Origin of the sequence: Fictibacillus aquaticus (assembly GCF_002245695.1) — a bacterium.
Lineage (GTDB): Bacteria > Bacillota > Bacilli > Bacillales > Fictibacillaceae > Fictibacillus > Fictibacillus aquaticus.
In genome coordinates this window covers 170,584-197,108 of the sequence record NZ_NOII01000002.1, presented here as the reverse complement: position 1 = coordinate 197,108, position 26,525 = coordinate 170,584, and the positions used below count along the sequence as shown (strand labels likewise).

General features: G+C 44.5%; 28 protein-coding genes and 1 riboswitch. Of the genes, 18 read left to right on the top strand and 10 right to left on the bottom strand.

Going from position 1 to position 26,525, the window contains the following annotated elements; translation table 11 throughout:
• The first annotated feature begins 269 nt into the window (after nucleotides 1-269).
• Nucleotides 270-2,048: a M3 family oligoendopeptidase gene (locus CGZ90_RS08915; RefSeq protein ID WP_094252032.1), complete on the top strand. Its 1,779-nt coding sequence runs from the start codon at nucleotides 270-272 to the stop codon at nucleotides 2,046-2,048.
• 107 nt (nucleotides 2,049-2,155) lie between these two features.
• Here CGZ90_RS08915 and pssA read toward each other — a convergent pair whose 3' ends face one another.
• The 7 genes from pssA to CGZ90_RS08880 all read right to left on the bottom strand — a co-directional run bounded on the left by pssA (nucleotide 2,156) and on the right by CGZ90_RS08880 (nucleotide 8,057).
• Nucleotides 2,156-2,701: a CDP-diacylglycerol--serine O-phosphatidyltransferase gene (gene pssA, locus CGZ90_RS08910; RefSeq protein ID WP_094252031.1), complete on the bottom strand. Its 546-nt coding sequence runs from the start codon at nucleotides 2,699-2,701 to the stop codon at nucleotides 2,156-2,158.
• A gap of 113 nt (nucleotides 2,702-2,814) precedes the next feature.
• Nucleotides 2,815-3,171 (bottom strand): monovalent cation/H(+) antiporter subunit G, encoded by a 357-nt coding sequence (gene mnhG, locus CGZ90_RS08905; protein WP_379675146.1) that lies wholly within the window; start codon nucleotides 3,169-3,171, stop codon nucleotides 2,815-2,817.
• Complete coding sequence (locus tag CGZ90_RS08900; protein WP_094252030.1) at nucleotides 3,143-3,433, bottom strand: Na(+)/H(+) antiporter subunit F1; 291 nt, start codon at nucleotides 3,431-3,433, stop codon at nucleotides 3,143-3,145. Before CGZ90_RS08900 ends, mnhG begins: the two co-directional genes overlap by 29 nt.
• Complete coding sequence (locus tag CGZ90_RS08895; RefSeq protein WP_094252029.1) at nucleotides 3,433-3,906, bottom strand: Na+/H+ antiporter subunit E; 474 nt, start codon at nucleotides 3,904-3,906, stop codon at nucleotides 3,433-3,435. The genes CGZ90_RS08900 and CGZ90_RS08895 overlap by 1 nt, the downstream gene beginning before the upstream one ends.
• Nucleotides 3,903-5,384, bottom strand: a complete 1,482-nt coding sequence (locus CGZ90_RS08890; protein ID WP_094252028.1) for a Na+/H+ antiporter subunit D — start codon at nucleotides 5,382-5,384, stop codon at nucleotides 3,903-3,905. The genes CGZ90_RS08895 and CGZ90_RS08890 overlap by 4 nt, the downstream gene beginning before the upstream one ends.
• Nucleotides 5,377-5,715 (bottom strand): Na(+)/H(+) antiporter subunit C, encoded by a 339-nt coding sequence (locus tag CGZ90_RS08885; protein WP_094252027.1) that lies wholly within the window; start codon nucleotides 5,713-5,715, stop codon nucleotides 5,377-5,379. The genes CGZ90_RS08890 and CGZ90_RS08885 overlap by 8 nt, the downstream gene beginning before the upstream one ends.
• 8 nt (nucleotides 5,716-5,723) lie before the next feature.
• The gene (locus CGZ90_RS08880) at nucleotides 5,724-8,057 is read right to left on the bottom strand and encodes a Na+/H+ antiporter subunit A (RefSeq protein ID WP_094252026.1); all 2,334 of its coding nucleotides are present in this window, start codon (nucleotides 8,055-8,057) and stop codon (nucleotides 5,724-5,726) included.
• 168 nt (nucleotides 8,058-8,225) lie between these two features.
• On the opposite strand from CGZ90_RS08880, the gene CGZ90_RS08875 reads away from it, so the two are divergent.
• The gene (locus tag CGZ90_RS08875; RefSeq protein ID WP_094252025.1) at nucleotides 8,226-8,621 is read left to right on the top strand and encodes a YhcN/YlaJ family sporulation lipoprotein; all 396 of its coding nucleotides are present in this window, start codon (nucleotides 8,226-8,228) and stop codon (nucleotides 8,619-8,621) included.
• Nucleotides 8,622-8,645: 24 nt separating this feature from the next.
• Here CGZ90_RS08875 and sda read toward each other — a convergent pair whose 3' ends face one another.
• Nucleotides 8,646-8,789, bottom strand: a complete 144-nt coding sequence (sda, locus tag CGZ90_RS08870; protein WP_094252024.1) for a sporulation histidine kinase inhibitor Sda — start codon at nucleotides 8,787-8,789, stop codon at nucleotides 8,646-8,648.
• Between the two features lie 398 nt (nucleotides 8,790-9,187).
• Here sda and CGZ90_RS08865 point away from each other — a divergent pair, with 398 nt between their 5' ends.
• The 13 genes from CGZ90_RS08865 to CGZ90_RS08805 all read left to right on the top strand — a co-directional run bounded on the left by CGZ90_RS08865 (nucleotide 9,188) and on the right by CGZ90_RS08805 (nucleotide 21,836).
• On the top strand, nucleotides 9,188-9,703 hold the full coding sequence (locus tag CGZ90_RS08865) for a YqeG family HAD IIIA-type phosphatase (RefSeq protein WP_094252023.1): 516 nt from the start codon (nucleotides 9,188-9,190) through the stop codon (nucleotides 9,701-9,703).
• On the top strand, nucleotides 9,664-10,803 hold the full coding sequence (gene yqeH / locus CGZ90_RS08860) for a ribosome biogenesis GTPase YqeH (RefSeq protein WP_094252022.1): 1,140 nt from the start codon (nucleotides 9,664-9,666) through the stop codon (nucleotides 10,801-10,803). The genes CGZ90_RS08865 and yqeH overlap by 40 nt, the downstream gene beginning before the upstream one ends.
• Nucleotides 10,804-10,815: 12 nt before the next feature.
• A complete protein-coding gene (gene aroE, locus CGZ90_RS08855) occupies nucleotides 10,816-11,646 on the top strand; it encodes a shikimate dehydrogenase (RefSeq protein ID WP_094252021.1) in 831 nt (276 codons plus the stop codon).
• Nucleotides 11,640-11,930, top strand: coding sequence for a ribosome assembly RNA-binding protein YhbY (yhbY, locus tag CGZ90_RS08850; RefSeq protein WP_094252020.1), 291 nt, complete (start codon nucleotides 11,640-11,642; stop codon nucleotides 11,928-11,930). The genes aroE and yhbY overlap by 7 nt, the downstream gene beginning before the upstream one ends.
• Before the next feature lie 8 nt (nucleotides 11,931-11,938).
• A complete protein-coding gene (locus CGZ90_RS08845) occupies nucleotides 11,939-12,529 on the top strand; it encodes a nicotinate-nucleotide adenylyltransferase (RefSeq protein ID WP_094252019.1) in 591 nt (196 codons plus the stop codon).
• Nucleotides 12,507-13,076 carry a bis(5'-nucleosyl)-tetraphosphatase (symmetrical) YqeK gene (gene yqeK, locus CGZ90_RS08840; RefSeq protein ID WP_094252018.1) on the top strand — a complete coding sequence of 190 codons (570 nt, stop codon included), beginning with the start codon at nucleotides 12,507-12,509 and terminating at the stop codon, nucleotides 13,074-13,076. Before CGZ90_RS08845 ends, yqeK begins: the two co-directional genes overlap by 23 nt.
• A 39-nt stretch (nucleotides 13,077-13,115) precedes the next feature.
• Nucleotides 13,116-13,460 (top strand): ribosome silencing factor, encoded by a 345-nt coding sequence (rsfS, locus tag CGZ90_RS08835; RefSeq protein WP_379675177.1) that lies wholly within the window; start codon nucleotides 13,116-13,118, stop codon nucleotides 13,458-13,460.
• A gap of 6 nt (nucleotides 13,461-13,466) precedes the next feature.
• Nucleotides 13,467-14,210 carry a class I SAM-dependent DNA methyltransferase gene (locus CGZ90_RS08830; protein ID WP_094252016.1) on the top strand — a complete coding sequence of 248 codons (744 nt, stop codon included), beginning with the start codon at nucleotides 13,467-13,469 and terminating at the stop codon, nucleotides 14,208-14,210.
• An 80-nt stretch (nucleotides 14,211-14,290) separates the two neighbouring features.
• Nucleotides 14,291-15,664 (top strand): sigma-54 interaction domain-containing protein, encoded by a 1,374-nt coding sequence (locus tag CGZ90_RS08825; RefSeq protein WP_094252015.1) that lies wholly within the window; start codon nucleotides 14,291-14,293, stop codon nucleotides 15,662-15,664.
• Nucleotides 15,665-15,882: 218 nt separating this feature from the next.
• Nucleotides 15,883-17,277 carry a GntP family permease gene (locus tag CGZ90_RS08820; RefSeq protein WP_094252014.1) on the top strand — a complete coding sequence of 465 codons (1,395 nt, stop codon included), beginning with the start codon at nucleotides 15,883-15,885 and terminating at the stop codon, nucleotides 17,275-17,277.
• 27 nt (nucleotides 17,278-17,304) lie between these two features.
• Entirely contained in the window at nucleotides 17,305-18,090 is a 786-nt protein-coding gene (locus CGZ90_RS08815) for a 3-hydroxybutyrate dehydrogenase (protein ID WP_094252013.1), read from the top strand.
• A 177-nt stretch (nucleotides 18,091-18,267) separates the two neighbouring features.
• Nucleotides 18,268-18,448: riboswitch (cobalamin riboswitch) on the top strand.
• A gap of 120 nt (nucleotides 18,449-18,568) precedes the next feature.
• Nucleotides 18,569-20,791 carry a ribonucleoside-diphosphate reductase subunit alpha gene (locus tag CGZ90_RS08810; RefSeq protein WP_094252012.1) on the top strand — a complete coding sequence of 741 codons (2,223 nt, stop codon included), beginning with the start codon at nucleotides 18,569-18,571 and terminating at the stop codon, nucleotides 20,789-20,791.
• On the top strand, nucleotides 20,781-21,836 hold the full coding sequence (locus tag CGZ90_RS08805; RefSeq protein WP_240515396.1) for a ribonucleotide-diphosphate reductase subunit beta: 1,056 nt from the start codon (nucleotides 20,781-20,783) through the stop codon (nucleotides 21,834-21,836). The genes CGZ90_RS08810 and CGZ90_RS08805 overlap by 11 nt, the downstream gene beginning before the upstream one ends.
• A gap of 54 nt (nucleotides 21,837-21,890) precedes the next feature.
• Here the strand turns inward: CGZ90_RS08805 and comER are convergent, their stop codons facing one another.
• Complete coding sequence (gene comER / locus CGZ90_RS08800; RefSeq protein ID WP_094252011.1) at nucleotides 21,891-22,730, bottom strand: late competence protein ComER; 840 nt, start codon at nucleotides 22,728-22,730, stop codon at nucleotides 21,891-21,893.
• A 92-nt stretch (nucleotides 22,731-22,822) separates the two neighbouring features.
• Between comER and CGZ90_RS08795 the strand changes: the two genes are divergently transcribed.
• The 3 genes from CGZ90_RS08795 to CGZ90_RS08785 are packed head-to-tail and all read left to right on the top strand — an operon-like array spanning nucleotide 22,823 to nucleotide 26,300.
• Entirely contained in the window at nucleotides 22,823-23,458 is a 636-nt protein-coding gene (locus CGZ90_RS08795; RefSeq protein ID WP_094252010.1) for a helix-hairpin-helix domain-containing protein, read from the top strand.
• Between the two features lie 50 nt (nucleotides 23,459-23,508).
• Nucleotides 23,509-23,979, top strand: a complete 471-nt coding sequence (locus CGZ90_RS08790; RefSeq protein WP_094252009.1) for a ComE operon protein 2 — start codon at nucleotides 23,509-23,511, stop codon at nucleotides 23,977-23,979.
• Complete coding sequence (locus CGZ90_RS08785) at nucleotides 23,976-26,300, top strand: DNA internalization-related competence protein ComEC/Rec2 (protein ID WP_165766821.1); 2,325 nt, start codon at nucleotides 23,976-23,978, stop codon at nucleotides 26,298-26,300. Before CGZ90_RS08790 ends, CGZ90_RS08785 begins: the two co-directional genes overlap by 4 nt.
• A 25-nt stretch (nucleotides 26,301-26,325) precedes the next feature.
• Here the strand turns inward: CGZ90_RS08785 and CGZ90_RS08780 are convergent, their stop codons facing one another.
• Nucleotides 26,326-26,457 carry a YqzM family protein gene (locus CGZ90_RS08780; RefSeq protein WP_094252007.1) on the bottom strand — a complete coding sequence of 44 codons (132 nt, stop codon included), beginning with the start codon at nucleotides 26,455-26,457 and terminating at the stop codon, nucleotides 26,326-26,328.
• Between the last annotated feature and the right edge of the window lie 68 nt (nucleotides 26,458-26,525).

Below are 26,525 nucleotides of genomic sequence, written 5' to 3'. Positions count from 1 at the left end.
AGTGGAAAGTACCGTAATGTATGTTTCGTTTGTGGTGATGCTCGCATACTTTGTTTTTCTCGCAGTAACAGATTGATTTTGTTGGCTTAAAGCGGAGCTCCTTTAGCAGGGGCTTCTTTTCATTTTATCTATTATTAAGAGTCCTTTATAAAGATTAATGCTTTTAACACACTTTTATTTTTATTTAAATAAACTTAATAGTCGATTTTTATTGGAAAATTTTTTATAATAAGAAAAGATAGAAAAATACGTGTCAGGGGGAATTAATGATGCTATTGCAAGGCCTAAAGCAAACATGGAATTTAGACACTGCTTTTAAAGGAGGCAGTTCTTCTCCTGAGTTATTGGAAAAAATCCAGTGGCTGCAGCAGACCGCCGCTGAAATTGAAGCAAATGCAGGGTCTTTTGAATTTTCGGAGGAAGCTTTTAAAACATTAACAGAAGAATTGCAGAACTTTTCAGCTGAACTTTCGACTGCTGGATCCTTTATTGGCTGTCTTATCGCCCAGAACGTGCATGACAAAGAAGCGATCTCGCTTCGCGGGAAGCTTGAAGCGGTTTATGCAATGTACTCGAACGCAATGTCAGCGCTTAGCATCAAATGGATGGAAACACCGGACGAAAAGTGGAGTGCTGTACTCGAAAAAGAGGACTACGGACACATAGGTTTTTATTTAAATGAAAAGCGAAATGCTGCAAAAGAAAAACTTTCTGCAGGAAAAGAAGCGCTTATAAATGATCTGGCTGTTGACGGCTATCATGCCTGGTCTACGCTTTACGACCAGGTCGTAGGGAAAATGGAAATTCCGGTTACATATGAAGGAAAAGACGAAAAGCTTTCTGTAGGTCAGGCAGAAAACCGCCTAGGACATGGTGACAGGAATGTTAGACGAGAAACATTTGAAAGCTATACAAAAGCGTGGGAGCAGGATGCTGATTTCTGTGCGAGCGCTCTAAACCATATCGCTGGATTCCGTAACTCAGTGTATAAGCATCGCGGCTGGGAATCTGTTTTGAAAGAGCCGCTGGCGATTAACCGCATGCAGCAGGAAACGCTTGATGCAATGTGGGGTGCAATTCAGTCGCAGAAGAACATTTTCGTTCAGTATCTGCAGCGCAAAGCAAAGATTCTTGGCGTCGACAAGCTTGCTTGGTATGATATTGATGCTCCGCTTTCAGAAGCAAACAGCAAAATGGACTATGATGAAGCAGCCAATTTTATCGTGGAACACTTCAAGAGTGTCGCACCGGTGATGAGTGCGTTTTCTGAAAAGGCGTTTATTGAAAGCTGGGTAGAGGCGGAGGACCGTCCTGGTAAACGTCCAGGAGGATTTTGCACAGGTTTTCCTACGAAAAAAGAAACGCGCATATTCATGACGTTCTCCGGCACACCGAGCAACGTATCTACACTTGCGCATGAGCTGGGTCACTCGTTCCACTCTGATGTATTGAAAGATCTTCCGTATTTCTCGACGAAATATGCGATGAATGTAGCCGAAACAGCTTCAACATTTGCTGAGCTGATCGTATCTGATGCGGCGGTGGATAACGCTAAAACGCAAGATGAGAAGATTGCGCTCTTAGAAGATAAAGCCCAGCGTGCAGTGGCGTTTTTCATGAACATTCATGCCAGATTCTTGTTTGAAACAAGGATGTATGAAGAAAGAAAGAGCGGCCAGCTTTCTGCAGCTAGACTGTGTGAGCTTATGGAAGAAGCACAGAAAGAAGCATATTGTGATGAACTGTCAGAGTATCATCCGTACTTCTGGGCTTCCAAGCTGCATTTCTATATTACGGATGTGCCATTCTACAACTTCCCGTACACGTTCGGCTTCTTGTTCTCTGCCGGCATCTACGCGGTTGCGAAGCAGGAAGGGCCATCATTTGAAGAAAAGTACATCAAGCTTCTCCGTGATACAGGAAAGATGCAAGTAGAGGAACTCGCACAAAAGCACCTTGGAGTAGATATCACAAAACAAGATTTCTGGTTAAAGGGGATCGAACTTGCATCACAAGATGTGGAGCAGTTCCTTGAACTCACAAAATAAATAAAATAAAAAAGCTGAAGTGACCGGCGGAGCTCTCCGTCGCCTTCAGCTTTTTTTGTTTTCTAACAAAGCAAATGAAACCCGCAGGAGCGGGTTTCATTTATTTTTTATCTCTTTTTTATGGATATCGTGCTGATCATAAAAAAAGACAGCGCGAGTATGAGGAACATGAATAGAAACCCAGGCATCAGGTTTACGGTCAAGTAGCTGATTCCAAGCAGACAGCCTGCAATCGTAATAGGCATGCCGACGAACGAACCGGTAAATTCCGTGATGTTAAATCGTGCGAGGCGGATTGCTCCGCAAACCATGAAAATAATGCTGAAAATGACACCTGGCACTCCAAATTGCTGAAGCACTGCTTCATGGATAAGAAGGGCTGGAGCGATACCGAATGAGATAAGGTCGCACAGCGAGTCAAGCTGCTTGCCGAAATCCGATTCAATATTCAGCTTTCTAGCGACCATGCCGTCAAACCTGTCAAACAATCCTGCAAGAAAAATGAGAATAAATCCGGTTTTTAAATTGTCCTGCACAATAAACATTAATGCCAGAGCACCCAGCGAAAGGTTGATCAGCGTCAAAAAATTAGCACTCTGGCTTTTTACTTTTTTCACTGTCGAATCAATTCGCTCTCTTTCAATCATAAACATGAAGACCACTCCCCCAACTTAAAAAGCGAATGCTGCGGAGTTTCAAGAGCTTTGCTTTTTAATGATTTTCTTCCATCAATTATATGTTATTTTAGAAAATTTAGGAAGGGGAGTTATAATTGGCCATCTTTTTTTTCTTTTTCTTCTAACTGGTTATATGCAGTTTTTTCCCATAGAGGAACACCGCTTCTATATGCAGCACGGGAGATCATATGGCCGCCGACAGGGGCGGTGAGGAGAACGAAAATGATCCCTAATATAAGCTTTCCGCTGAAAATGCCCATATCAAACAGAAAATATAAAAAAGTTGCGATCAGAACTCCTGACACACCAAGTGTTGCGCTTTTGGTCGCCGCATGAAGACGCGAATATACATCTGGAAAGCGAAGAACGCCGATCGTGCCAGAGAGTATAAAAAATGTGCCGGCGATAAGGAACAGGCTAATCACGGTCTCTTTCAATGATATCACCCTTCTCCAAAAATTTTGCTATAGCCACTGTCGCGATGAATGTCAGGATGCCGATCAGCAAGATAACATCGTTCAGGTGGATAGAGTCAAGTATAATCGCAATAATCCCCGTTATGGCGATCAAGTTAATGCCGATCGTATCAAGAGCAACAGCACGGTCAGGGTTAGACGGACCGGCAATAGCTCGATAGAGAAGAAAAAGAATGGATAAGCAGTTTATTACGAGACAGCCCCAAACGACCATTTCAAACCATTCACTCATCACGTCACCTCCCGGATTGCTTTTTCGAACGTTTCCTTAATTCCCATGATCGTATCGTTAACATCTGGAAGATCGATCGCATGAATGTATATATATCGCTGATCACGGGAGATATCGACACTAAGAGTTCCTGGTGTCAATGTGATCAAGTTCGCCAGCAGCGTGATCTCCCAGTTCTTTTTCAGGTCAATCGGCAAGGCAATGATTCCGGGCTGCATATCAAGCTTAGGCTTGTACACCCATTTCAGCACTTCTATGTTCGCTAAAATCAGTTCTTTTGCAAAGAGATAGATTAAATACATGATCGCGTTCACATAACGGAAGTAAAAAGAATCGGGAATAAACCGGTTCAATAAATACAGCAGGAAGACTCCTACAGCAAAACCGCACAGGAAACTGACAAACGTATAGCTTTCTGACAGGAACATCCAAACAATCCCTATGATGATATTGATGATCAGTTGAAATGTCATTCAGCTCCCTCCTTAAGCACAGTACTGATGTAGCCTGACGGATCATTTAGCCAGTCTCCGGCAATCTGAATCCAAGGGTAGACAGATTCCGCGCCGATACCCATGAAAACACCGATGGCAACAAGAGCGCCTGCAGAGGCAAGGGCTGTCTTCGGGATAGGATGTTTAGGTTCTTGATGCTCTCCCCAGAAAGCTCCGATAAAAATTCGGATAACTGAGAAGAGGATTAAAAGGCTTGAGAACAAGCCGATTCCTGTAACAGTATAATGACCTTCAAGCATCGCACTTTTTAGCAGTATCAGCTTTCCGATAAATCCGCTGAACGGCGGCAGTCCTGCGAGTACAAGGCAGGATAGGAAAAACAGCCAGCCGAGAACGGGAGCAGAATGAATGTAGCCGCTCATTTTTCTGAGATCTGATGTTCCTGCATGCATCGCGAGCAGACCTGCCAGGAAGAAGAGCGCAGCTTTGATGCCCATGTCATGCAAAAGATAATAAATCGTTCCTGCCAGAGAATCAGCAGAAAAAGTTCCAATCCCGATCATCATGAAGCCGATGGCAGGAAGAATGTTATAGGCGATGATCAGCTTTACATTATTTGTGGAGAGGGCACCGATCACGCCTGCCAGCATGGTAAGTGCGGCTAGAACAAGGAAAAATGAATGTGTCAGCTCGAGTTTATGAACGAAAATAAGAGAGAACACCCGCAATATTGAATAAATGCCGACCTTTGTCAGAAGCGCACCGAACAGTGCTGATATGACTGAAGGAGGGGCCGTGTACGATTTTGGCAGCCAGAAGTAAAGCGGGAAAAGTGCTCCTTTCGTTGCAAAAACAATGAACAGCAGAATACCGATCCCTGTAAGTACGCCTCTTTGTTCCACTTCGGCAACTCGCTCAGCAAGCTGAGCCATGTTGACCGTACCTGTGACAGAGTAAAGAAATGATACGGTCGTAACAAACAGGATAGAAGAAAACAAGTTTAGGATGATATATTTGAGTGATTCTCTGAACTGCTGCTTGCTTCCTCCCAGAATAATGAGCGCATAGGAAGCCATGAGAAGCACTTCAAAGAATACGAACAAGTTAAAAAGGTCGCCTGTCATAAACGCACCGCTCACCCCTGTCAGCAGCAGCAGCACGAGCGGATAAAAATAAAATTTCTGCAATCTTTGTTCGAGCGTATGAAACGCATATAGAATGGCTGCTGATGTTACGACATTAGCAGCAAGAACAAGCAGTACAGAAAGATAGTCGGCGACCAGTACGATTCCGTATGGCGCCTTCCATCCACCAGTTTCAAGAACGATCGGCCCCTGGCTGAAGACACGGTACACAAGAAATGCCGAATAGAATGTATTCAGCAGGAGAGCAGCAGCAGCAGCTTGCTTCGTTCTATTTAGATTGTATTTAAACAGAAGCATTAAAACCGCGGTAAACAGCGGCAGCAGTATAGGTATAATGACTAAATTACTCATCTTCCAATCCTTTCAGCTCATCCATCCTGTCGGTATGATTCGTCTGATAAGCGCGGTAGGCAAGGACGAGCAAAAAGCTGGTCACGCCAAAACTGATGACAATAGACGTTAATATGAGTGCCTGAGGAAGCGGGTCTGTATAGCTTTCAGCCGCTTTTTCCAGCACAGGCGGCGCTCCGCGGTTAAGCTTTCCCATCGTCAAGATAAAAAGATGGGCGCCGTGTGAGAGAAGTGCCGTACCGAGGATAACCCGAAGCAGCTGCTTTTGCAGCAGCATGTAGATGCCTGCTGCAAAAAGAGATCCTGCCAGGATGCACATTACTATTTCCATAGTGGTCTTCAGTCTCCTTTCGTGCGCAGCTTAATCATAATGTAGATTCCGATTGCGGCAAGGCCAAGAACAGTAATTTCAAAGAGTGTATCCAAGCCCCGCATGTCCACTAAAATGACGTTGACTATATTTTTTCCTCCGCCGAGTGTATAAGAGGTTTCCACAAAATAATGAGAAATCGTATCAAACCATTTTGAACTGTGGGCGGAAATGGCGATAAGCGTCAAAATTGTTCCTGTACTAAGCGAGACGATCAAGTCAAAAAACTTCTCTCCTGCTGTCTTGTTTAACGGCCAAAGCTTTGGCAGGTGCTTAAAGCAGAGCAGGAACAGTCCTACTGTAATGGTTTCGACGACAAGCTGTGTCAGTGCAAGGTCAGGTGCCCGGAAGAACACGAACAACAGGCTCAATCCGTATCCGACAACACCGACAACGAGGATCGCTGCGATGCGGTGTGTCATGAATACCGAAGCGATAGCTGCGATCAGCATGACCGCACCGATGATAAGTTCAGGGATCGTGACCGGAGCGAGGTCGCTAGTAGAAAATGCAAACCCGCCGGTACGCCACAGGAACCATCCTGCTGCACCTGTCAAAAAGGCAAGGATTATCATGGTATATAATCTCAGAGATCCTGTCATGTATCCGTTTGTGAGCTGCTTTGAGCCGTTTGTCAATACAGACAGCAAGCCATTATAAAATCGGTCAGCTGACGCATACGATGGAATCCTGCCATATAGAGGCTGCCATTTTTTCAGCGTTATAAATAATAAGGTGCCGGCAATGACAACTGCGAGTGACATATACAGCGGAATGTTAACTCCGTGCCAGAATTTGAGATGAACCAATGCTTTTTCACCAGTGACCGCTTCTGTCGCAGGTGCAAGCAAAGAACCGCTGATGAGATTTGGCATAAGACCGATAATAATCACTAATATGACAAGAATGGCAGGAGCTGCGAGCATCCCTTTCGGTGCCTCATGCGGCTTTTTCGGGAGATCTTTAACGTTTCCTTTGCCAGAAAATGTTCCAAATACAAGGTACATCGAGTAAACGAAGGTAAAGATGCTTCCAAATACGGCGAGAAATGGAACGAAATCAGCAAAGGCAGACGCAAGCGACGTTGTCTGGCTGATTTTAAGAGAAGCCGTAAAGAACATCTCCTTGCTTAAGAACCCGTTTAATATAGGAAGCGGTACACCGGCCATGGAAAAGGCTGCGATAAAAGCAAGAGTAGCTGACACCGGCATGAGTGACATGAGTCCGCCAAGCCTGCGAATGTCTCTCGTACCCGTTTCATGGTCGACGATACCTGCCACCATGAACAAACTTCCTTTAAATGTTGCATGATTGAAAATATGAAAAATCGCAGCGAGCACTGCTCCGCCGGTACCGAATCCCAGCATAGCCATGATCATGCCAAGCTGGCTGATCGTGGAATAAGCGAGAACACCTTTTAAATCAGTCTGCTTCACGGCAAGAAATGACCCTGCGCAAAGAGTGATAAGGCCGATTCCTGTTACAAGCAGGAAAAAGGCATCCGTACCGCTGAAGATCAATGAAAAACGTGCCGTCAAGTAAAGGCCGGCTTTTACCATTGTTGCGGAGTGCAGATATGCTGAGACAGGAGTTGGGGCTTCCATCGCGTCAGGCAGCCACGTATGAAACGGAAACTGCGCCGATTTGGTGAAAGCACCTGTCATCACTAAAAGCAGTGCCGGAATAAAAAGCCCGCTGTTCAAAATATCTTCCTGTGCGGCGATCATTCCGCGTATGCTCGTTGTATCTGTAATATTGGTCAGGATGATAAGACCGGCAAGCAGAGAGAGGCCTCCCATTACGGTGATAAGCATCGATTTCTGGGCGCCGTAAGCGGAGCGTTTCCTTTTATACCAAAACCCTATCAGCAAAAAGGACGAAATGCTCGTGAACTCCCAGAATGTGTACAGAACAAATACATTATCTGAAAGGACCACGCCAAGCATCGAACCCATAAAGAGAAGCAGATATACATAAAATTGCTTCAGCTGTTCAGTCCGATCAAGATAATAGATAGAGTAAAAAACGACGAGAGAGCCAATTCCAGTAATCAGAAGCACGAACAGCATACTCAAACCGTCCAGATAAAAATCAAGATTCACATCAAGCGATGGAATCCATCTGACGGTTTGCATAATAGTGTCACCTGAAATAAGGACAGACAGCTTCTGCAGCAGGATAATAAACAAGACAACAGGAACAGGCAGCACAAACCACCCAGCATGGAGACGCCGGCTGTCTGAATAAATAAACGGAAATATAGCAGCCGCCAAAAAGGGGGCGAGTATGTAGTAATGCAGCATTTCCGGGCAGACCTCCTTTTTTTAAACAATAGCCTAGAAACAAGCAATCTCTTTCATTTTAAGCAATATCGCCTGTTATAAGCAAATGAAAAAGGAAAGCAGGGGATAATCCTGTCTGAATATCATTCCCATTTTTTAGCTAACCTAAATAATAGGAGTGATGACAAAATGCGACAGACAATCGCGATCATGTGCTTGATCATAGCATGCGGGTGCGGCCGTACAGCTGCTGATGCAAAAAACGGACCTGAACCTTCATTTTTGCCAAGAGAATATTACAGAGTTCACCAGCCATATGAGCGTCCAAAAACAGCTCAATCCATAGCGGAGGATATAAGGAAGGAAGTCGCTGGAATGCCCTCTGTCAGACAAGCGGCTGTATTGAAGAAAAACGGAGAATATGTAATCGCAGTTAAACTCGATTCCTACAGCCGAAAGAGCCATGCCGCAATATGCCTCAATATCAAGCGGACGGTCGAGTCAAAGTGGGCCGAAAAAGCTGTAGTGTTCTCTTCGCCTAGAGAATTCAGGACGATAAGGAACGAGACGAAAAGGAAGGGATAAAAAAAATAAGCGGCATTAGCCGCTTTACATGAAAGGCATGATCACTCTTTTGTGCAGAGAGCGCCGTTCAATTTCTTTTTGTATTAACTTGATAAATTCAGTGCTCAATTTCAGTTCTTTCGCTTTAAAATAAGATTCAATTAAAAGCTCGTCCGATAATTTTTCCATAGGATCAGCCGGAAGCCGGCTCGTCCACCTCCTGTTCTTCTTTCACAACAAAAGATTACCGATTCGCTGTTCTTTTTTGCTGATTATATAAATACGATGTAGGTTGAAGTTATTTTGTATCCAAAGTCTACCATGAAACAAATTGTGGAACAACCGTTCGCTTATCCACAGTGTTTGGTGGATAAGTTGTGGGTAAGTTGTTCATATGTTCTTACTTTTCTGTCAATTGGGGTAGAATTATGTGAATAGAGTTATCCACACTTTTGAAAGGCGAACGTTTTGTCGAAAACTTTTTTTGATTTTACATATTGCCTCTCTTTTCATTTAAAAGAGATTGTGAACTCTCATTTTATTGGTATTATAGTAAGAGTGGAATTAGTAGGTGAAGAGGTGCTATGATGTTAAAACAATTTTTGCCGGCACAGCATGTTAAAAGCATATTTGATATTTCGCCGGATATGCTCGTGCAAAAAGGCGTAAAAGGAATCATTACTGATCTGGACAACACGCTTGTAGAGTGGGACAGGCCAGATGCGACACCAGAGCTTATCGAATGGTTCACTTCAGTAAAAGAAAAAGGAATCCTGATTACAATCGTATCTAACAATACCCAGCAGCGTGTCAGATCATTTTCTGACCCGGTTGGGATTCCGTTTATTTACAGTGCAAGAAAGCCGATGACCCGTGCCTTTAAGCGGGCGATTCAGGACATGAAACTAAAAAGAGAAGAAATTGTCGTGATCGGAGACCAGCTGCTTACTGATGTTCTAGGCGGCAACAGGCTTGGTCTTCATACTATTCTTGTCGTTCCGGTCGCCAGCACTGATGGGCTGTGGACTCGTGTTAATCGTAAAATGGAGCGAATGATACTTGGATGGATGAAAAAACGCGGCATGATACACTGGGAGGAATAGTTTTGGAAAACGTTAAATGTGCAGGCTGCGGCGTTCACATTCAAACAGAAAACAAGGAAGCGCTCGGTTATGCCCCTCCTTCTGCTTTAGAGAAGGAAACGGCCATATGCCAGCGCTGTTTTCGTTTAAAGCATTATAATGAAATTCAAGATGTGGCGCTGACAGATGATGATTACCGTAAGATTGTATCTTCTATCAGCAAGGAGAACGCGCTTGTTGTTATGATTGTCGACATATTCGATTTTAACGGGAGCTGGGTGCCAGGCATTCAAAAGCTAGTAGGGAACAACCCGATTCTCCTAGCTGGCAACAAACTGGACCTTCTGCCAAAATCGGTGAATCCAAGGAAAGTTGAGCTCTGGATGAACAAGGAAGCATCAGAGCGGGGTTTGAAGCCTGAAAAGGTTCACCTTATTTCAGCAGCTAAAGGCCACGGGATCGCAGAACTTGCTGATTCGATTGAAACACACCGCGGCGGACGTGATGTGTACGTTGTCGGGTGCACGAACACAGGAAAATCCACCTTTATCAATCGACTTTTAAAAGAGTTTGGAGAAGGCGGAAGCGACTTTATCACAACGTCATACTTCCCTGGCACAACTTTGGACATGATTGAGGTGCCTTTAGATGACAGGAGCGCACTTTTCGATACACCGGGAATCATTAACCCAGAACAGATGGCTCACTATGTCAGCCAGAGCGAATTGAAAATCATCACACCGAAAAAAGAGATCAAGCCGATGGTGTTCCAGCTCAACGAAGAGCAGACACTCTTTTTTGGCGGTCTTGCAAGGCTCGATTATATAAAAGGCGGGCGGCGTTCATTCATCTGCCATCTATCCAATGAAATGAACATCCACCGAACGAAGCTTGAAAACGCTGACGACTTATATGACAGGCAGCTTGGCGATCTGCTGCAGCCGCCTGGAGAAAGAGAAGGCTTCCCTCCTCTTGTAAAACACGAGTTTCTGATCAAAGAAGGAAAAACAGATGTTGTGTTTGCCGGATTAGGATGGGTTACCGTACCAGAGGCTGGTGCTAAAATTGCGGCATATGCTCCCGAAGGAACAGGAGTCAGCCTGCGTAAATCACTCATATAAAAGAGGGATAATATGAAGAAGCTCTTATTGATCGGCAATCCCGTTGAACAGTCTCTCTCCCCAGAGATGCATAATGCTGCAGCTGCTGGATTAGGTATTCCGTATCAATATGAAAAGCGGTGTGTGCAGCCCGATCAGCTGGAAAAAACAATAATGGAACTTCGAAACGGTGAGTATGAGGGTGCCAATGTTACGATTCCGTATAAATCGGCATGCATCCCCCTTTTAGACAAAGTAGACGAAAGCGCAGAGAAAATTGGTGCAGTCAACACGATTGTGAAGGAAGGGTCTAAGCTTGTCGGATATAATACAGACGGGACAGGCTTTGTCAGGGGCTTAAAAGAAATTTCCCCGTTTCCCATCGATCAATCTCATATCCTGATCGTTGGAGCAGGAGGAGCGGCTAGAGGAATCATCGCCGCCCTGCTCAGCGAAAAGGCTCTGTGTGTGACTGTGTGCAACCGCACAGAATCGAAGGCAATGGAGCTGGCACTCGAGTGGGAAAATGTGAAAACCGTCAGTATTGAACAAGCGGAAAAGAATTTGGACCAGTATAGCATCATCATCAACACAACAAGTTCAGGCATGTATCCTCATACAGAAAAAATGCCAATTTCTTTGGGTACATTAAAAGCAGGGACTATGGTTTCAGATATCATCTACAACCCTTTTAAAACCTTGTTGCTGAATGAAGCTCAAAAAAGAGGAGCTATAATCGACAACGGCATCTCGATGTTCGTTTACCAAGGTGCTCTTGCATTTGAGAAATGGACAGGATTGTTCCCGGATGTTGAACTAATGAAAGAAACCGTAGTAGAAAAATTAAGGAGGAAATTATGTTAACAGGCAAGCAAAAAAGATTTTTACGTTCAGAGGCTCATCATTTAACGCCGATTTTTCAAGTAGGAAAGGGCGGAGTCAACGACAACCTGATCAAACAGATCGGCGAAGCGCTGGAAGTCAGAGAACTGATCAAAGTCAGTGTCCTGCAAAACTGCGAACAGGATAAAGAAGAAGTCGCTCAGCTGCTTTCAAAAGGAGCAAAGGCTGAGCTTGTTCAGTTAATCGGGAGCACGATCGTCCTGTACAAAGAATCAGTGGAGCAGAAAAAAATCAGTCTTCCATAGGAGGTCCGATGAAAAAAACAGGTATTTTCGGAGGTTCGTTCAATCCGCCGCACACTGGCCACCTGCTTATCGCACAAGAAGCAATCATGCAGCTGAACCTGGATCGCATTGTTTGGATTCCAGCAAAAAAACCGCCGCACAAACTGCTTGACGGCAACGCGGGAGCTGCTGATCGTGCAGAAATGGTCAGACTCGCGATAGAAGATAACACGAATTTTCACATGTCGCTCATCGAATATGAACGGGAGGGCGCTTCTTATACCATCGATACGGTAAAGCAGCTATTGCAGCAGGATTCAGATCAGCAGCTTACGTTTATTATGGGCGGCGACATGGTCCATACATTGGAAACTTGGAAGGGTATCGAAGAGCTCCGTGAACTCGTATCTTTTGCAGGAGTTAAGCGGAAAGACAGCATTGTTGACGAAAGCTGGAAAGAATACAAAGTCAGCAAGATAGATGTTCCGCTGCTTGAGATCTCCTCTACTTTTATCAGAGAACGCAGGCAGAACGGTGGAAACATCCGTTATTATCTTCCGGAAAAAGTATTACAGTATATTGAGGAGAACGGGTTATATGGACAGAAACAAAGCTCTTGAACTAGTCAGGCCGCATTTGACGGAGCATCGGTATATCCATACACTCGGGGTGGAAAAAGCTGCAGTTGAGTTGGCTGGCAAGTATGGCGCAGATATCGAGAAAGCGAGGATTGCGGCAATCCTTCACGATTATGCGAAATTTCGTCCAAAAGAGGAAATGCAGGCAATCGTCAGGCAATCGAGCCTGCCGGATGACCTTCTTCTTTATGGTACTGAATTGCTGCACGCACCAGTAGGAGCCATGCTGTTAGAAAAAGAAGCCGGTATCAAAGACAAAGAAATTCTTTCAGCTGTCTCTTATCATACAACTGGACGGGACAGCATGACACTGCTGGAAAAAGTGATTTTTCTCGCGGACTACATCGAACCGAACCGAATTTTCCCCGGAGTTGATGAGGTGCGCGAGCTCGCTGAGACCAGCCTCGAAAAAGCATCATTAAAAGCACTGCAGAATACCATACTATTTTTAATGAAACAAAATCAGCTGATCTATCCGTTCACTATTCTTGCTTATAACGGATTGCTGAGAGAGATTAAAGGGAAGTAATATATAAAGGAGGTATGCTTTTTGAACGAAAAGAATTTAATGGAACTAGTGGTGAAAGCTGCTGATGATAAAAGAGCAGAGGATATCGTGGTACTTGATATGAAGGGGATTTCGCTTGTAGCCGATTATTTTGTTATCTGCCACGGCAATTCTGAGAAGCAGGTGCAGGCTATCGCTAAAGAGATCAAGGACTCTGCTGCTGAAAACGAACTTCACATAAAACGTATGGAAGGTTTTGACCAGGCAAGATGGGTATTGCTTGACCTTGGCAACGTAGTAGCGCACGTTTTCCATCGAGAGGAACGCACGTATTATAATCTTGAAAAGCTGTGGGGAGATGCTCCTTCAGTTAACGTGGATACAATTATTCCTACGCAAGGATAATCAGCCATGAGCTATCAACAGTTTGCGTATTATTACGATGAACTCATGGAGAGCGCACCGTATAGCCATTGGGTAGAATATTTTAAGAAAAAATCACTGAAGTATGAGTTTGAAGGAAACAGAGTGCTGGATCTTGGCTGCGGAACGGGGTCATTCAGTATTCGTCTGGCTAAAGAAGGATATGCGGTAACAGGTGTTGATCTTTCGAGCGAAATGCTCATGATCGCCAAAGTGAAAGCAGAAAAAGAAAACGTTATGCTTTCGCTGTTTGAACAGGATATGAGAAGTCTTGAAGGATTGGGTGAGTTTGACGCTGTTACTATTTTCTGTGATTCACTTAACTATCTGTTAACGGAAGAAGACGTCCTTGATGCCTTTCATAGTGCCCGATCACACTTGAAATCTGGCGGTCTGCTTTTTTTTGATGTTCATACCATTTATAAAATGCAGCATATTTTTTTAGGCAACACGTTTGGAAGCAACGAGGAGCACTTATCTTACATATGGCAGTGCTATGAAGGCGAATGGCCGGACAGTGTCGAGCATGATCTCTCTTTCTTTGTTCGCAATGGCACAATGTATGATCGATTCGATGAACTGCATATACAGCGTACGTTCTCTGCGGATACATTTGCTGAATTGCTGAAGAAAGCAGGCTTTCAACTGCTCGAAACAACCGCCGATTTTATCGATGGCGATATTTTGCCAGAATCCGAACGCCAATTTTTTATCGCACGCAAGACCTCCTGAACATAGGAGGTTTTTTGTTTTTATTTGGTACAGGTGATTGATAAGGTAAAATAGAATTAGCATTACAAGGAGGTGCTTACATGTTTGCGGCACATGAAAATGTGAAAAACTCCATACTCGAAGCGATTATTGACAGCGCTTACGAATGGATTGTCGTTGTCGATAAAGAAGGAATAATACAATACATGAACAGAACGTATGCAGAATTCTTAGGAGAAAATATTCACAGCGTTACAGGCAGACATGTGTGCGATGTGATTGAAAATACCCGGATGCACAAGGTGGTAGAAAGCGGAGTGCCGGAAATAGCTGACCTGCAATACATAAGGGGAAACTATATGATCGCCAACCGGATACCTGTCAAGGTTGACGATGAAGTTATCGGGGCGGTAGGAACCGTGATATTCCGCGATACAGGACAATGGAAGAAAATGAACAGTCATATAAAAAGTCTTCTTCATGAGCTCGAGTTTTACAAAAAAGACTGGCATGAAAAAAACGGCGCTAAATATTCGCTTCAAGATCTAGAAGGAAGATCTGAAAAAATGGTACATCTAAAAGGACAAGTGAAAAAGGCGGCAAGCAGCGATCTGCCCGTTCTGATCAGCGGTGAAAGCGGGACAGGTAAAGAGCTGATCGCACACAGCATTCACCAGCTGAGTGAACGCAGCGGCAAGCCTTTTATTAAGGTAAATTGCGGCGCAATACCAGAAACGCTATTTGAGTCGGAGCTTTTTGGCTATGAAGAAGGTGCGTTTACCGGTGCAAAAAAAGGCGGGAAAGCAGGTAAATTCGGTCTGGCTGACGGAGGGACAATCTTTCTCGATGAAATTGGCGATCTTCCCTCACATATGCAGATCAAACTGCTCCGTGTACTGCAGGAAAAAGAAATTGAAACGATCGGATCGACCGTTTCAAGAAAAGTAGATGTGCGGATTATTGCAGCGACAAACAGGCCGCTGCAGCAAATGATCGTTCAGCGGCAGTTTCGAGAAGATCTTTATTATCGAATAAACGTAATCCCGCTTAACGTTCCGCCGCTGCGAGATCGGAAGGAAGACATTCCAGGACTTGTTGCGAAGCTGCTTGACAAGATTACAAGCAGATCTGGCAAGCGGATTATAGGAGTAGAAAATGATGTAATGAACTGGTTCCTCTCTCATCAATGGCCAGGCAACATTCGGGAACTTGAGAACGTTCTTGAAGCTGCATCCCATTTTTCTCCTGGTGAGATCATTTTGGCTGATTTTGTTCCAGGTATTTCACACGAGAGGGTTACAGCTGTATCAGGGGAAAAAAGCTTAAAGGAAATTCTTCAGGAAACAGAAGAAAAGGTTCTTAGGGATACATTGAGAGATTGCAGCTTTGACAAGAAAAAAGCTGCTTCATTGCTAGGAATCGGAAAAACAGTGCTCTACGAAAAAATAAAAAAATACAATATTCAAGAAGTATAGAAGTTTCCGTTTTTCCGGAGTTTGAATTCCGGAAAAACGGAACAAACAAAACTTTATAAATATGAAAAGCTGATTATATTTTCCGGGAAACCGGATATATCAGAATCGTAAAGTCTGAATTTTGCGAATTAAAAGTTGGCATGCATCTTGCAAGTCTATAACAGGAGGCTATCAGCCTTTGCCGGTATCTGCCGGCTATTATAAAAGGAGGTCATAAAATGGACATCATTATTATTCTGCTTTCATTATTTTTTCTAATGTTCGTTGCTTACAGAGGCTTCAGTGTCATTTTGTTTGCGCCGATCGCCGCGCTTTTCGCAGTCCTTTTGACAGAGCCAGCGCATGTTCTTCCATTCTTTTCCGGGGTCTTTATGGAAAAAATGGTCGGCTTCATTAAACTTTATTTCCCGGTATTCCTTCTTGGGGCGATCTTCGGGAAAGTTATCGAGATGTCTGGATTTGCCAAGTCTATCACAAGAAGTGTCATCAAGCTGATCGGACCGTCCCGAGCGATGCTCGCGATCGTGCTGGTTGGCGCTATCCTGACGTATGGCGGCGTTTCACTGTTTGTTGTAGCATTCGCACTTTATCCATTTGCTGCCGAGCTATTTAAAGCAGCTGATATTCCAAAACGCCTCATCCCAGGAACGATCGCACTTGGTGCCTTCACGTTTACGATGGACGCCTTCCCAGGAAGTCCGCAGATTCAAAACATCATCCCAACATCGTTCTTTGGGACAGATACTTGGGCAGCACCATGGCTCGGATTCATTGGAGGGCTATTCGTTCTTGTTTTAGGGATGACGTATCTGGAATGGCGCCGCCGCCAGGCTGCTAACAAGGGTGAGGGGTACGGCACCGGTCATGAAAACGAACCAGAAAAGATCGATGACACTAACCTGCCAAATGCATTTATAGCCATCCTGCCGCTTCTTCTTGTCGGTGTGTTCAACAAAATTTTCACCGAGCTCATTCCAAAATATTATGGGAAAACGTTTGATTTCTCTGCACTTGGAATGAAGGATGTAGCTCCGATCGAAATCGCGAAGCTTTCAGCTGTCTGGGCTGTAGAAGGAGCTCTTATCATCGGAATTGTAACCGTATTCATTTTTGGATTCAAGAGAATGAAAGAGAACTTTAACAAAGGCTTGAACCTGTCGATCGGGGGAGCTTTGCTCGCTACGCTTAACACGGCTTCTGAATACGGCTTCGGTGGAGTTATCGCTGCTCTTCCAGGTTTTGCTGCGGTGAACAAGGCAATGTCTGATACAATCACAGACCCGCTCGTGAACGAAGCGGTAACGACGACAACGCTTGCTGGGATCACAGGTTCTGCATCCGGCGGGATGAGTATCGCGCTTGCCACAATGAGCGAACAGTACATTGAACAGGCTGAAAAGCTTGGAATCAGTCCAGAAGTATTGCATCGCGTAGCATCGATGGCTTCTGGCGGTATGGATACATTGCCGCATAACGGAGCGGTCATCACCCTTCTTGCTGTAACTGGATTGACACATAAACAGTCATATATCGATATTTTTGCTATGACTTTGATTAAAACTGCAGCGGTATTCGTTATCATTGCTCTTTACTATATGTTTGGCATCGTGTAAAAACCTGCTTTTAGAAAGGGGAATATTATGAACGGATTATTAGAAGGGAAATCTGCTTTTATTACAGGTGCGGCAAGCGGCATCGGAAAAGAGCTTGCTGCGGCATTTGCAGCAGAAGGCGCTGCAGTTGTTATCAGTGACTTGCAGGCGGAAAAAGCGGAAGAAACAGCTAGAGAACTGGAAGACCAAGGGTTTAAAGCGATTGCGATCCGCTGTGATGTAACGAAGGAAGATGAGATCGCTGCCGCATTGGATGAGGCCGTTACGGCATTTGGCAAGATCGATGTGCTCATCAATAACGCTGGTCTCCAATATGTGTCTCCGCTTGAGGAATTTCCGACTGATAAATTTGAACTGCTTGTGAAAATCATGCTCACTGCACCATTTATTGCAACAAAGCATATTTTTCCTCATATGAAAAAGCAGGGAAGCGGCCGGATCATCAATATGGCTTCCATCAACGGACTTGTGGGATTTGCTGGCAAAGCTGCTTATAACAGTTCCAAGCACGGCGTGATCGGTCTGACGAAAGTGTCGGCACTTGAAGGGGCTGAGCATGGTATCACTGTTAATGCAATCTGTCCTGGATATGTGGATACGCCTCTTGTCCGCGGCCAGCTCGAGGATCTCGCAAAAACACGCAGCGTGCCTCTTGAGAGTGTACTAGAGGAAGTCATCTATCCTCTAGTACCGCAGAAAAGACTTCTTGATGTAAAAGAAATCGCTGATTACGCCATCTATCTGTCGAGCGATAAGGCGAAAGGAATAACCGGTCAGGCGGTCGTCATCGACGGCGGCTATACTGCACAATAAGAAAATGAACTCCGCCAGATCAATGCATCTTGACGGAGTTCATTTTTTTCAGGTCATGGATAATTCGAAAAAAATTTTTTCTGTCTAACGCCTTTGTGTACCGCCATTTTACAAGTTTTGATATGATTCTAGCATCTTGACAATCACAATATTTAGTGTGAAAGTAGAGTTAATAAAACTACATATTGAATAAAAGGTGCCTTTTATAGGCTGAAAAGGGAATCCGGAGAAATGCCGGAGCTGTCCCCGCAACTGTAAATGTGGACGAAACGGAGATGCCACTGTGCTTTCATAGCATGGGAAGGTCCGGAGTAGGAAGAAGCAAAGCCAGTAGACCTGCCTTTTATTCTTATGCTTTAGTTCCCGGGGATTGGGACCGTAAAAAGCCTGTTTTTGCTATGCGGCAAATTGGTTTCTTGCGTCCTTCTTCCCGGAAGGGCTTTTTTTATGCCCAGAAAAATGAAGGAGGGAACTTATAATGACAACAGTAGCAAAAACAAGGCTCGGGGATTGGCTGAACACATTAAGCGAACGATTTCCCCGGCTCTCAATGGATAATTATTTAGAAAAAGCAGAAAAGCTGTTAAACAAAAATCAGAACGAAGAGGAAACGTTGAAAGAGTGCATTAGAAGAGCACTTGATGAAATGAGCACAAAAGAGCCGGACTGGACATTTGCTGCGGCAAGCCTGTTTCTTGAATCTTTATACGAAAAAGCCGCAAAAAACAGGGGATTGAAGGCTGCTGCGGAGTATCCGCCATTTTATGAGATGGTTGATCACATGACGGAAAACGGCATATATGACGCAGCGCTAATCCAAGCGTACTCAAAAAAAGAGATTGAGGAGCTTGGCGCTGTGCTGGATAAAGAAAAAGACAAGCTTTTTACATACATCGGAATTGTTACACTGGCAGAACGGTACCTTGCAAGAGATCATGAAGGAAACGTGATCGAGCTTCCGCAAGAAAGGTTTATGATCATCTCCATGGCTTTAATGCGAAATGAAGCAGCCGCAAATAGGATAGCTTTAGTCAAAGAAGCGTATTGGGCGCTGTCAAACTTGTATATGACAGTCGCTACACCGACACTCACGAATGCGGGGAAGGTGTCTGGCCAGTTGAGCTCTTGCTTTATTGATACGATGGACGATAGTTTACGAGGGATCTTTGAGAGCAATACGGATGCGGCAACCGTCTCGAAAAATGGAGGCGGGCTCGGTATCTATCTTGGCAAGATACGTTCACGTGGATCTGATATAAGAGGATTTAAAGGAAACTCTTCTGGCTGCCTGCCGTGGATGAAACAGCTGAACAATACGGCCGTTTCAGTCGACCAGCTTGGGCAACGGCAAGGAGCGATCGCGGTTTATCAGGATATTTGGAACAAGGACATCATCGAATTTTTGGACGCCAAGCTTAATAACGGAGATGAGCGGAAACGAACACACGATTTATTTACGGGTGTGTGCATTCCTGACCTTTTCATGGAGGCAGTTGAAAAAAGAGAGATGTGGTGTCTGTTCGATCCGCATGAAATCCGCCAGGTGATGGGATTTTCACTGGAAGATTCGTATGATGAAAAAAAGGGCGGCGGCACATTCCGAAGACGATATGAACAGTGTGTCAGAAATAGCCGCCTTTCCAGAGTGGACATATCAGCGATTGAAATTATGAAACGTATCATGAAATCGCAGCTGGAGACGGGGACACCGTTCATGTTTTACCGCGACACGGTCAACAGGATGAATCCAAACAAGCACGCCGGAATGATTTATTGCAGCAATCTTTGTACAGAAATCACACAGAACCAGTCGGTAACAAGAGTTGTTTCAGAAACGACAGAGGACGGCAAGATCATCATCAAGAAAGAACCTGGAGATTTTGTTGTCTGTAATTTATCATCCATCTCTCTAGCCAGGACCGTTAGTGATGACTGCCTTGAGAGGCTGATCATGATCCAAGTCAGAATGCTGGATAATGTCATAGATGTGAACACACTTGACGTACCGCAAGCTGAGATGACAAATAAAAAATATCGGGCGATAGGGCTTGGGACGTTTGGCTGGCACCATCTTCTCGCTTTGAAGAAACTGTCATGGGAATCAGAGGAAGCGGTCAAGTATGCAGACGAGCTTTATGAGACGATCAACTATCTTGTGATTAAAGCGAGCGCTGCTCTGGCAGAAGAAAAAGGTGCATACCCGGCATGTTCCGGATCCGAATGGGATACAGGCGGTTATTTTGAATCCCGGGGCTATAGTAGTGAAAGATGGAAGAAGCTAAAGTACAAAGCGGCAAAGTCAGGCATGCGAAACGGCTATCTGATGGCGGTTGCGCCTAACGCTTCTACCTCCATTATCGCCAACTCCACACCGAGCATTGATCCCGTTTTTAATAAAATGTATTCGGAAGAGAAGAAAAATTACAGAATTCCTGTTACGGCGCCTGACTTGTCGCCTTCAACATTTTGGTATTACAAATCAGCTTTTGTTATCGACCAGCATTGGAGCATAAGACAGAACAGCGCGAGACAGCGGCATGTGGACCAGTCGATCTCCTTTAACCTGTACGTGACGAACAGCATCAAAGCGAAGGAATTGCTTGGCCTTCATCTGGATGCGTGGCAGAGCGGCTTGAAGACCACCTATTATACACGGTCAACTTCGTCCGAACTGGAAGGATGTGAAAGCTGTGAGAGCTGAGTCAGTGAACAGCCCATTAACGCTTCGCCGCCTGTATGACCCTGGGGCGCCGAATGCATCAACAGGCATCATTAACGGAAGTAGCAGCAATGTGCTGAACTGGGATGATGTCCGCTATCCGTGGGCATATCCGCTGTATAAAAATATGCTGTCAAACTTTTGGACACCTTTTGAGATCAACATGTCTAGCGACGTGAAGCAGTTTCCGCAGCTGTCTGAAGAAGAAAGAGAGGCGTTTAATAAAATTATCGGGCTGCTGGCTTTTCTTGACAGCATTCAGACCGATTACACGGGCAGGGCTGCACAGTATCTGACCGATTCAAGCCTTGTAGCGCTCATGACCACCCTCTCTTTTCAGGAGGTTGTCCATAACCAGTCATATTCGTATATCCTTTCTAGTCTTGTTCCAAAAAGAAAACAGGATGAAGTGTTTGAATACTGGAAAACAGATGAGATATTAAGGGAGCGCAACGATTTTATCGCGGAGGTTTATGATGATTTTGCGGCAAATCCATCACCGCTTACCTTTATGAAATCAATCGTCTTTGATGTAATACTAGAGGGGCTGAACTTTTATTCGGGATTTTGCTATTTCTATGGTATGGCAAGGAATCAGAAAATGATCTCGACTTCTACGATGATCAATTATATTAACCGTGATGAACAGCTGCATGTACACTTGTTCTGCAGGATATTTCACGAATTGCTGGAAGAGTTTCCGTCGCTGAACAATGAGCGGACAGAAGCGTTTGTACAGCAATCGTTCATAAGAGCAGCTGAGCTCGAAGTAAACTGGGGCAAACATGTTCTTGGGTCTGCCATGCCGGGCATCGATCATGATGAATTGGAGCATTATATCAAGTTTATGGCGAACAAGCGGGTTAACGAACTTGGCTTTGGGCGCCCGTTTGAAAATTACAGGACCAATCCTTTTCCTTGGATAAAAGCCTATTCTGATGTAAATTCAGGAAAAAGCGATTTTTTTGAACAGAAATCGAGACAGTATACGAAGGTTTCTGACGAAAATGGCTTCGATGAACTGTGAAAGCCGGGATTTCCCGGCTTTTTTTCTTTGCTGAAATCAGCTACATTAAGTTTGTTAGGCTTCGGGAAGCTCTTCTTTCACTTCAAACTGTGAGGATATTTTCTCGATATCCTCATGATATTTTTCATGCGTTTTGCGAATGACTGCATCAAACAACTCTTCATGCCCTTTTAAGATCTTAATTCCTTCTCCTGTGATTCCGCCTTTTACACATACCTTTTGAATGAGCGCCGGCAGTGTATAAACTTCTTTTTCAAGCAGCTTGCCCATGCCGATGATCATCTCAGTTGCCAGTGTAGTCGCCTGTGCTCTTGAAATTTCCGTCTCGTTCACCGCACTGTTGATGAAGCACTGCAGCAAGAATCCTATAAATGCCGGACCGCAGCTCGCAAGGTCGGAAGACACCCTTGTCGTGTTTTCCTCGATGAGCACAGGCTTTGAAATATACGACATGATCTCAAGCAGCTTTTCTCGGTATTCGGTATGGCAGCGGACGCCGAACGAGATGAGCGAAGAGCCGGAAAGCGCCCGGTTGGTGATGCTAGGGATGGCCCTTGCAACGTTGCAGTCAACAAGTGATTCCAGCTGCTCGCACGAAATAGGACTGGTGATAGAAACGATAAGCTTATGTTTAGCGATCGCTGACTTGTTCTCAAAAAGCAAATTGAAAAATTCATGAGGTTTTACACAGATAAATATGATATCAGAAAACTGAAACACTTCCTGAGCTGATCCGGCAACCCGCAGCTTTGGATAAGCATTTTTAAGACGTTCTGCTTTAGATATTGTCCTGTTTGTGACCATCAGCCTTGACTGCGGAATCGCGGAAGATTCTATGAATGATGCCGCAAGGACACTGCCCATATTGCCGGTACCGATTATCCCGATCTTCATACGCATTCCTCCTTTCCCTGCATTTAAATTTATGCGGAAGATGAATAGAATATGAGTTTCGGAAATTCGAGTCCAATAGAGGAGGAATAAAATTGGTCAATTATTTTAGGGAACACATGAAAAAAGCGGGTATTGCAGGGCTGCTTCTGCTGCTGTTCGCCATTTATTTATACAGTGGACATACTGATAAAAAAGAAGAAGTTCAAGAGGATGTGATGCCAATTTCTCAAAAGCTAGCGGAGGATGATGCTAAAGCCGAAAAAGGTGAGCTGAAAACAAAAATCCCCGCTGCAGTATGGGTGGATGTAAAAGGAGAAGTAGGAAAGCCGGGAGTGTATCAAGGAAAACCAGGGGAACGGGTGATGCACTTCATCCAAATGGCAGGAGGGTTCACAAAAAACGCCGATCCCAAATCTGTGAATCTGGCAGCTGTTGCTGTCGACGAGATGGTCATTTATGCGGCAAAAAAAGGGGAGCAGCTCCCGCCATCTTCTATAGGAACTTCAGTAAGCACGGGAGGATCTAAGGGTATCAGCATCATCATCAATTCAGCGACAAAAGAAGAGCTGATGGAGCTGCCGGGAGTAGGACCCGCTAAGGCGGATGCGATTATAAGCTATCGTGATGCGAACGGTCCTTTTTCTACTTTTGAAGATTTGCTTGAAGTAAGAGGGATTGGAGAAAAGACAGCAGAACAATGGAAAGAAATGATCATCTTCACTCATTGACGGAGATAAGAACGTAAGTCTACACTTAGTATCAGACAGGAGGGACGAGTATGAACCGTATTTCATGGAACGACTATTTTTTGGCTCAAAGCTATCTTCTTGCATTGAGAAGCACATGCACCCGGCTTGCTGTCGGAGCCACGATCGTACGAGATAACAGAATCATAGCTGGCGGCTATAATGGATCAATTTCCGGCGGTGTCCATTGTATTGATGAAGGATGCTATGTAATAGACAACCATTGCGTCCGCACCGTCCATGCTGAAGTGAACGCCATCTTGCAATGTGCAAAATTTGGCGTGCCGACAAACGGAGCATCCATGTATGTGACACACTTTCCGTGCCTTAACTGCTGCAGGATTATCATACAGAGCGGCATCAAAACACTGTATTATGGCGAGGATTATAAAAATCATCCATACGCTGTTGAACAATTCCGTGAAGCAGGCGTCATCACAGAAAAAATAGAATTTCAGGAGCCGCCAAACATATTCGGCAAACAAATGATCACGAAAGAGTGAGGCCGTATGTTGTTCCACTGTTTTGTGTCAGTGTCATCGCCGGCGTCTTAAGTTATGAACATCATCTTAAGACCGCAGCCTTTATTGCATCGGCGGCCAGCGCTGTTTTATTTTGGAAGAATGTGCGGTGGCTCGCTGCCGCCCTCCTCGCGCTGCCCGTCTTTTATCTTTATTCACATGTTTACGCTTCCGTAGTATTCCCTACTTATAACACTCCTCCGCACAACTCATACAAAGTTCTTTATACGGTTTCCTCTGCACCTGACATCGACGGCGACAAGATTACTTTTTGGGCTGCTGACTCAAACGATAGAAATCGCGTATATGTCAGCTACAAAGCACGAAGTGAACAAGAAGTGATGTTTTTCAAGAAGCTGAAATCTGGCGAGAAATGCTACATGAGAGGCGATTTGGAAATTCCTGAACCAAAGAGAAATGAGTTTGGCATGGATTTTCCCAGCTTTTTAAAGCAGAACGGGGCAGCATTTATAATGAAGCTGAAGAGTGTCCCGGACGGATGCCTTTCTCCCAGTACAAGCGTAATCAATTCACTGGCAAATGCGCGTCTTGCAGGCATAAAGCATGTGACTTCCAGGTATCCTGAGGATGCATCCGGACTGCTTAATGCTTTGCTTTTTGGAGATAGAAACGGAATCGCTCCTTCTATAACGAAAGCATACCAAGAGCTCGGACTGACGCATTTGCTTGCAGTTTCGGGCTATAATGTGGCTGTGCTGATCGGGTTAATATTTCTGCTGTTAGGTACGTTCGGGATGAGCAAAGAAAGAATATATGTTTGTCTTCTTTTCCTTATTCCTTCCTACACCGTTTTAACAGGCGGGGAAAGCTCGATTATCAGAGCGGGGATCATGGGGTGTGCTGCCGTCTTTTTTCTATTGTTAAAAAGAAGGGTAACGCCGGCCAGTATAATCGGGACCGCGTTTATTCTCATGCTGTTCGCGAATCCTTTTGAGATTTACAGCCTCGGATTTCAGCTTTCATTTTATATGACATTCGTCCTCATCTGCTCCAAGAAAATTCTCCTGCTGCCTGGCAGCAGCATCATCGTTATGCTTCGTGCCACTTTGATCTGCCAGCTTACTTCTCTTCCTTTTATTTTGTATCATTTTTATGAAATTTCCATCTGGTCTCTCCCGCTCAATGCTGTATACATCCCCTTCATATCGCTGCTGCTGTTTCCATTAACGGTCCTTATCGTTCCTTTAGGTGCCATGTTTCCTGCCCTTGGGTCTTTTTGTGATGTTTTCCTGATCATTCTAACAGAGGCATCATCAGATTTGCTTCAGCTCGCTGCCGGCCATACAAAGCCATTCATCTTAGGGAGGCCGAATATCGCTTTCTTATCAGGATATACGGCGGCATCTTTCTATTTATTGACTTACTGGGAACAAAAGAGGAAGCTTGCTCCAGCTGCTTTTATGCCTTTTGCTGCTGTTATTCTGCTGCATGCATCTGTACCTTATTTACGGGGTGAGGCGCGGATTACCTTCTTGGATGTCGGCCAAGGTGACAGCATCGTTATTGAACTTCCCCGAAGAGATGGTGTTTACTTATTGGATACAGGCGGTACATTGAATTTTGGAAGCCAAAAAGAAGACTGGAAGCAAAGAAAAAAAGAGTTCGATATTACTGAGGCTGCCGTTATCCCAGCATTGAAAGGTATGGGGATAAGAAAGATCGACGGTCTCATCCTATCACACAGCGACGCTGATCATGCAGGAGGAGCTCACCTTATTTTAAAAGAGTTTTCTGTTAAAAAACTTTATGTGCCTTTTCATACGCAGATGGTAACTCAACTTGAACGAAGCATATTACAAAATGCTGTGAAGAAAAAAACAGAGGTGATCAGGTTAAAGAAAGGGATGACATGGAACGTTGGGGAAAGCTTGTTTTCAGTTCTGTCTCCATTAGGAACAGAGGAGGAAAGCAATGACCAGTCAATCGTACTATGGTCGAGAATTGAAAGTGCGAAGTTTATGTTTACAGGAGATATAGGGGCGGAAGGAGAAAGCAGGATATTGAAGCAGTTTAAAGCCATTAAAGCAAATGTATTAAAGGTTGGCCATCATGGCAGCCTTACTTCTTCAACAGAGGAGTTTCTTGATGCCGTCACGCCTGACATCTCTATAATAAGTGCTGGACGCAATAACCGGTACGGACATCCGGCACCTGAAATTCTTCAGAGGCTGAATAGTAATCACACGAAAGTTCTGCGAACCGACATAAATGGTGATATACGGGTCACAGTGAAAAACGGAACCATTATAACGAAAACAATGATAAAAAAAGAAAACCGCTGATGTCTCAGCGGTTTTCTTTTATGTATTATACAAAAAGTTTCATGATAACGCCGATAGCAAAAATCAACGCAAAGAACCCAAAGGACCAGATAAACCCTACTCCGGAGTCAATTAAATCGTTGCGTTTGCTCTGAACATCCTTTTCAAAACGATTCATTCGGCAACCCTCCTAATCCATCCTTAGTATAAGACAAATATTCGCAAAAATCCATACTGAAAATGCTT

What these genes read in the sequence shown, in the direction of transcription:
- yqeK (WP_094252018.1), top strand. Translation starts at nt 12,507, where the DNA reads ATGGACAGAAACAAAGCTCTTGAACTAGTCAGGCCGCATTTGACGGAG.
- pssA (WP_094252031.1), bottom strand. Translation starts at nt 2,701, where the DNA reads ATGTTTATGATTGAAAGAGAGCGAATTGATTCGACAGTGAAAAAAGTA.
- CGZ90_RS08820 (WP_094252014.1), top strand. Translation starts at nt 15,883, where the DNA reads ATGGACATCATTATTATTCTGCTTTCATTATTTTTTCTAATGTTCGTT.
- CGZ90_RS08815 (WP_094252013.1), top strand. Translation starts at nt 17,305, where the DNA reads ATGAACGGATTATTAGAAGGGAAATCTGCTTTTATTACAGGTGCGGCA.
- CGZ90_RS08845 (WP_094252019.1), top strand. Translation starts at nt 11,939, where the DNA reads ATGAAAAAAACAGGTATTTTCGGAGGTTCGTTCAATCCGCCGCACACT.
- CGZ90_RS08900 (WP_094252030.1), bottom strand. Translation starts at nt 3,433, where the DNA reads ATGAGTGAATGGTTTGAAATGGTCGTTTGGGGCTGTCTCGTAATAAAC.
- yqeH (WP_094252022.1), top strand. Translation starts at nt 9,664, where the DNA reads ATGGATGAAAAAACGCGGCATGATACACTGGGAGGAATAGTTTTGGAA.
- yhbY (WP_094252020.1), top strand. Translation starts at nt 11,640, where the DNA reads ATGTTAACAGGCAAGCAAAAAAGATTTTTACGTTCAGAGGCTCATCAT.
- CGZ90_RS08790 (WP_094252009.1), top strand. Translation starts at nt 23,509, where the DNA reads ATGAACCGTATTTCATGGAACGACTATTTTTTGGCTCAAAGCTATCTT.
- rsfS (WP_379675177.1), top strand. Translation starts at nt 13,116, where the DNA reads ATGGAACTAGTGGTGAAAGCTGCTGATGATAAAAGAGCAGAGGATATC.
- CGZ90_RS08780 (WP_094252007.1), bottom strand. Translation starts at nt 26,457, where the DNA reads ATGAATCGTTTTGAAAAGGATGTTCAGAGCAAACGCAACGATTTAATT.
- CGZ90_RS08830 (WP_094252016.1), top strand. Translation starts at nt 13,467, where the DNA reads ATGAGCTATCAACAGTTTGCGTATTATTACGATGAACTCATGGAGAGC.
- CGZ90_RS08880 (WP_094252026.1), bottom strand. Translation starts at nt 8,057, where the DNA reads ATGCTGCATTACTACATACTCGCCCCCTTTTTGGCGGCTGCTATATTT.
- CGZ90_RS08810 (WP_094252012.1), top strand. Translation starts at nt 18,569, where the DNA reads ATGACAACAGTAGCAAAAACAAGGCTCGGGGATTGGCTGAACACATTA.
- CGZ90_RS08915 (WP_094252032.1), top strand. Translation starts at nt 270, where the DNA reads ATGCTATTGCAAGGCCTAAAGCAAACATGGAATTTAGACACTGCTTTT.
- CGZ90_RS08890 (WP_094252028.1), bottom strand. Translation starts at nt 5,384, where the DNA reads ATGAGTAATTTAGTCATTATACCTATACTGCTGCCGCTGTTTACCGCG.
- CGZ90_RS08875 (WP_094252025.1), top strand. Translation starts at nt 8,226, where the DNA reads ATGCGACAGACAATCGCGATCATGTGCTTGATCATAGCATGCGGGTGC.
- comER (WP_094252011.1), bottom strand. Translation starts at nt 22,730, where the DNA reads ATGAAGATCGGGATAATCGGTACCGGCAATATGGGCAGTGTCCTTGCG.
- CGZ90_RS08895 (WP_094252029.1), bottom strand. Translation starts at nt 3,906, where the DNA reads ATGACATTTCAACTGATCATCAATATCATCATAGGGATTGTTTGGATG.
- sda (WP_094252024.1), bottom strand. Translation starts at nt 8,789, where the DNA reads ATGGAAAAATTATCGGACGAGCTTTTAATTGAATCTTATTTTAAAGCG.
- aroE (WP_094252021.1), top strand. Translation starts at nt 10,816, where the DNA reads ATGAAGAAGCTCTTATTGATCGGCAATCCCGTTGAACAGTCTCTCTCC.
- CGZ90_RS08885 (WP_094252027.1), bottom strand. Translation starts at nt 5,715, where the DNA reads ATGGAAATAGTAATGTGCATCCTGGCAGGATCTCTTTTTGCAGCAGGC.
- CGZ90_RS08825 (WP_094252015.1), top strand. Translation starts at nt 14,291, where the DNA reads ATGTTTGCGGCACATGAAAATGTGAAAAACTCCATACTCGAAGCGATT.
- CGZ90_RS08865 (WP_094252023.1), top strand. Translation starts at nt 9,188, where the DNA reads ATGTTAAAACAATTTTTGCCGGCACAGCATGTTAAAAGCATATTTGAT.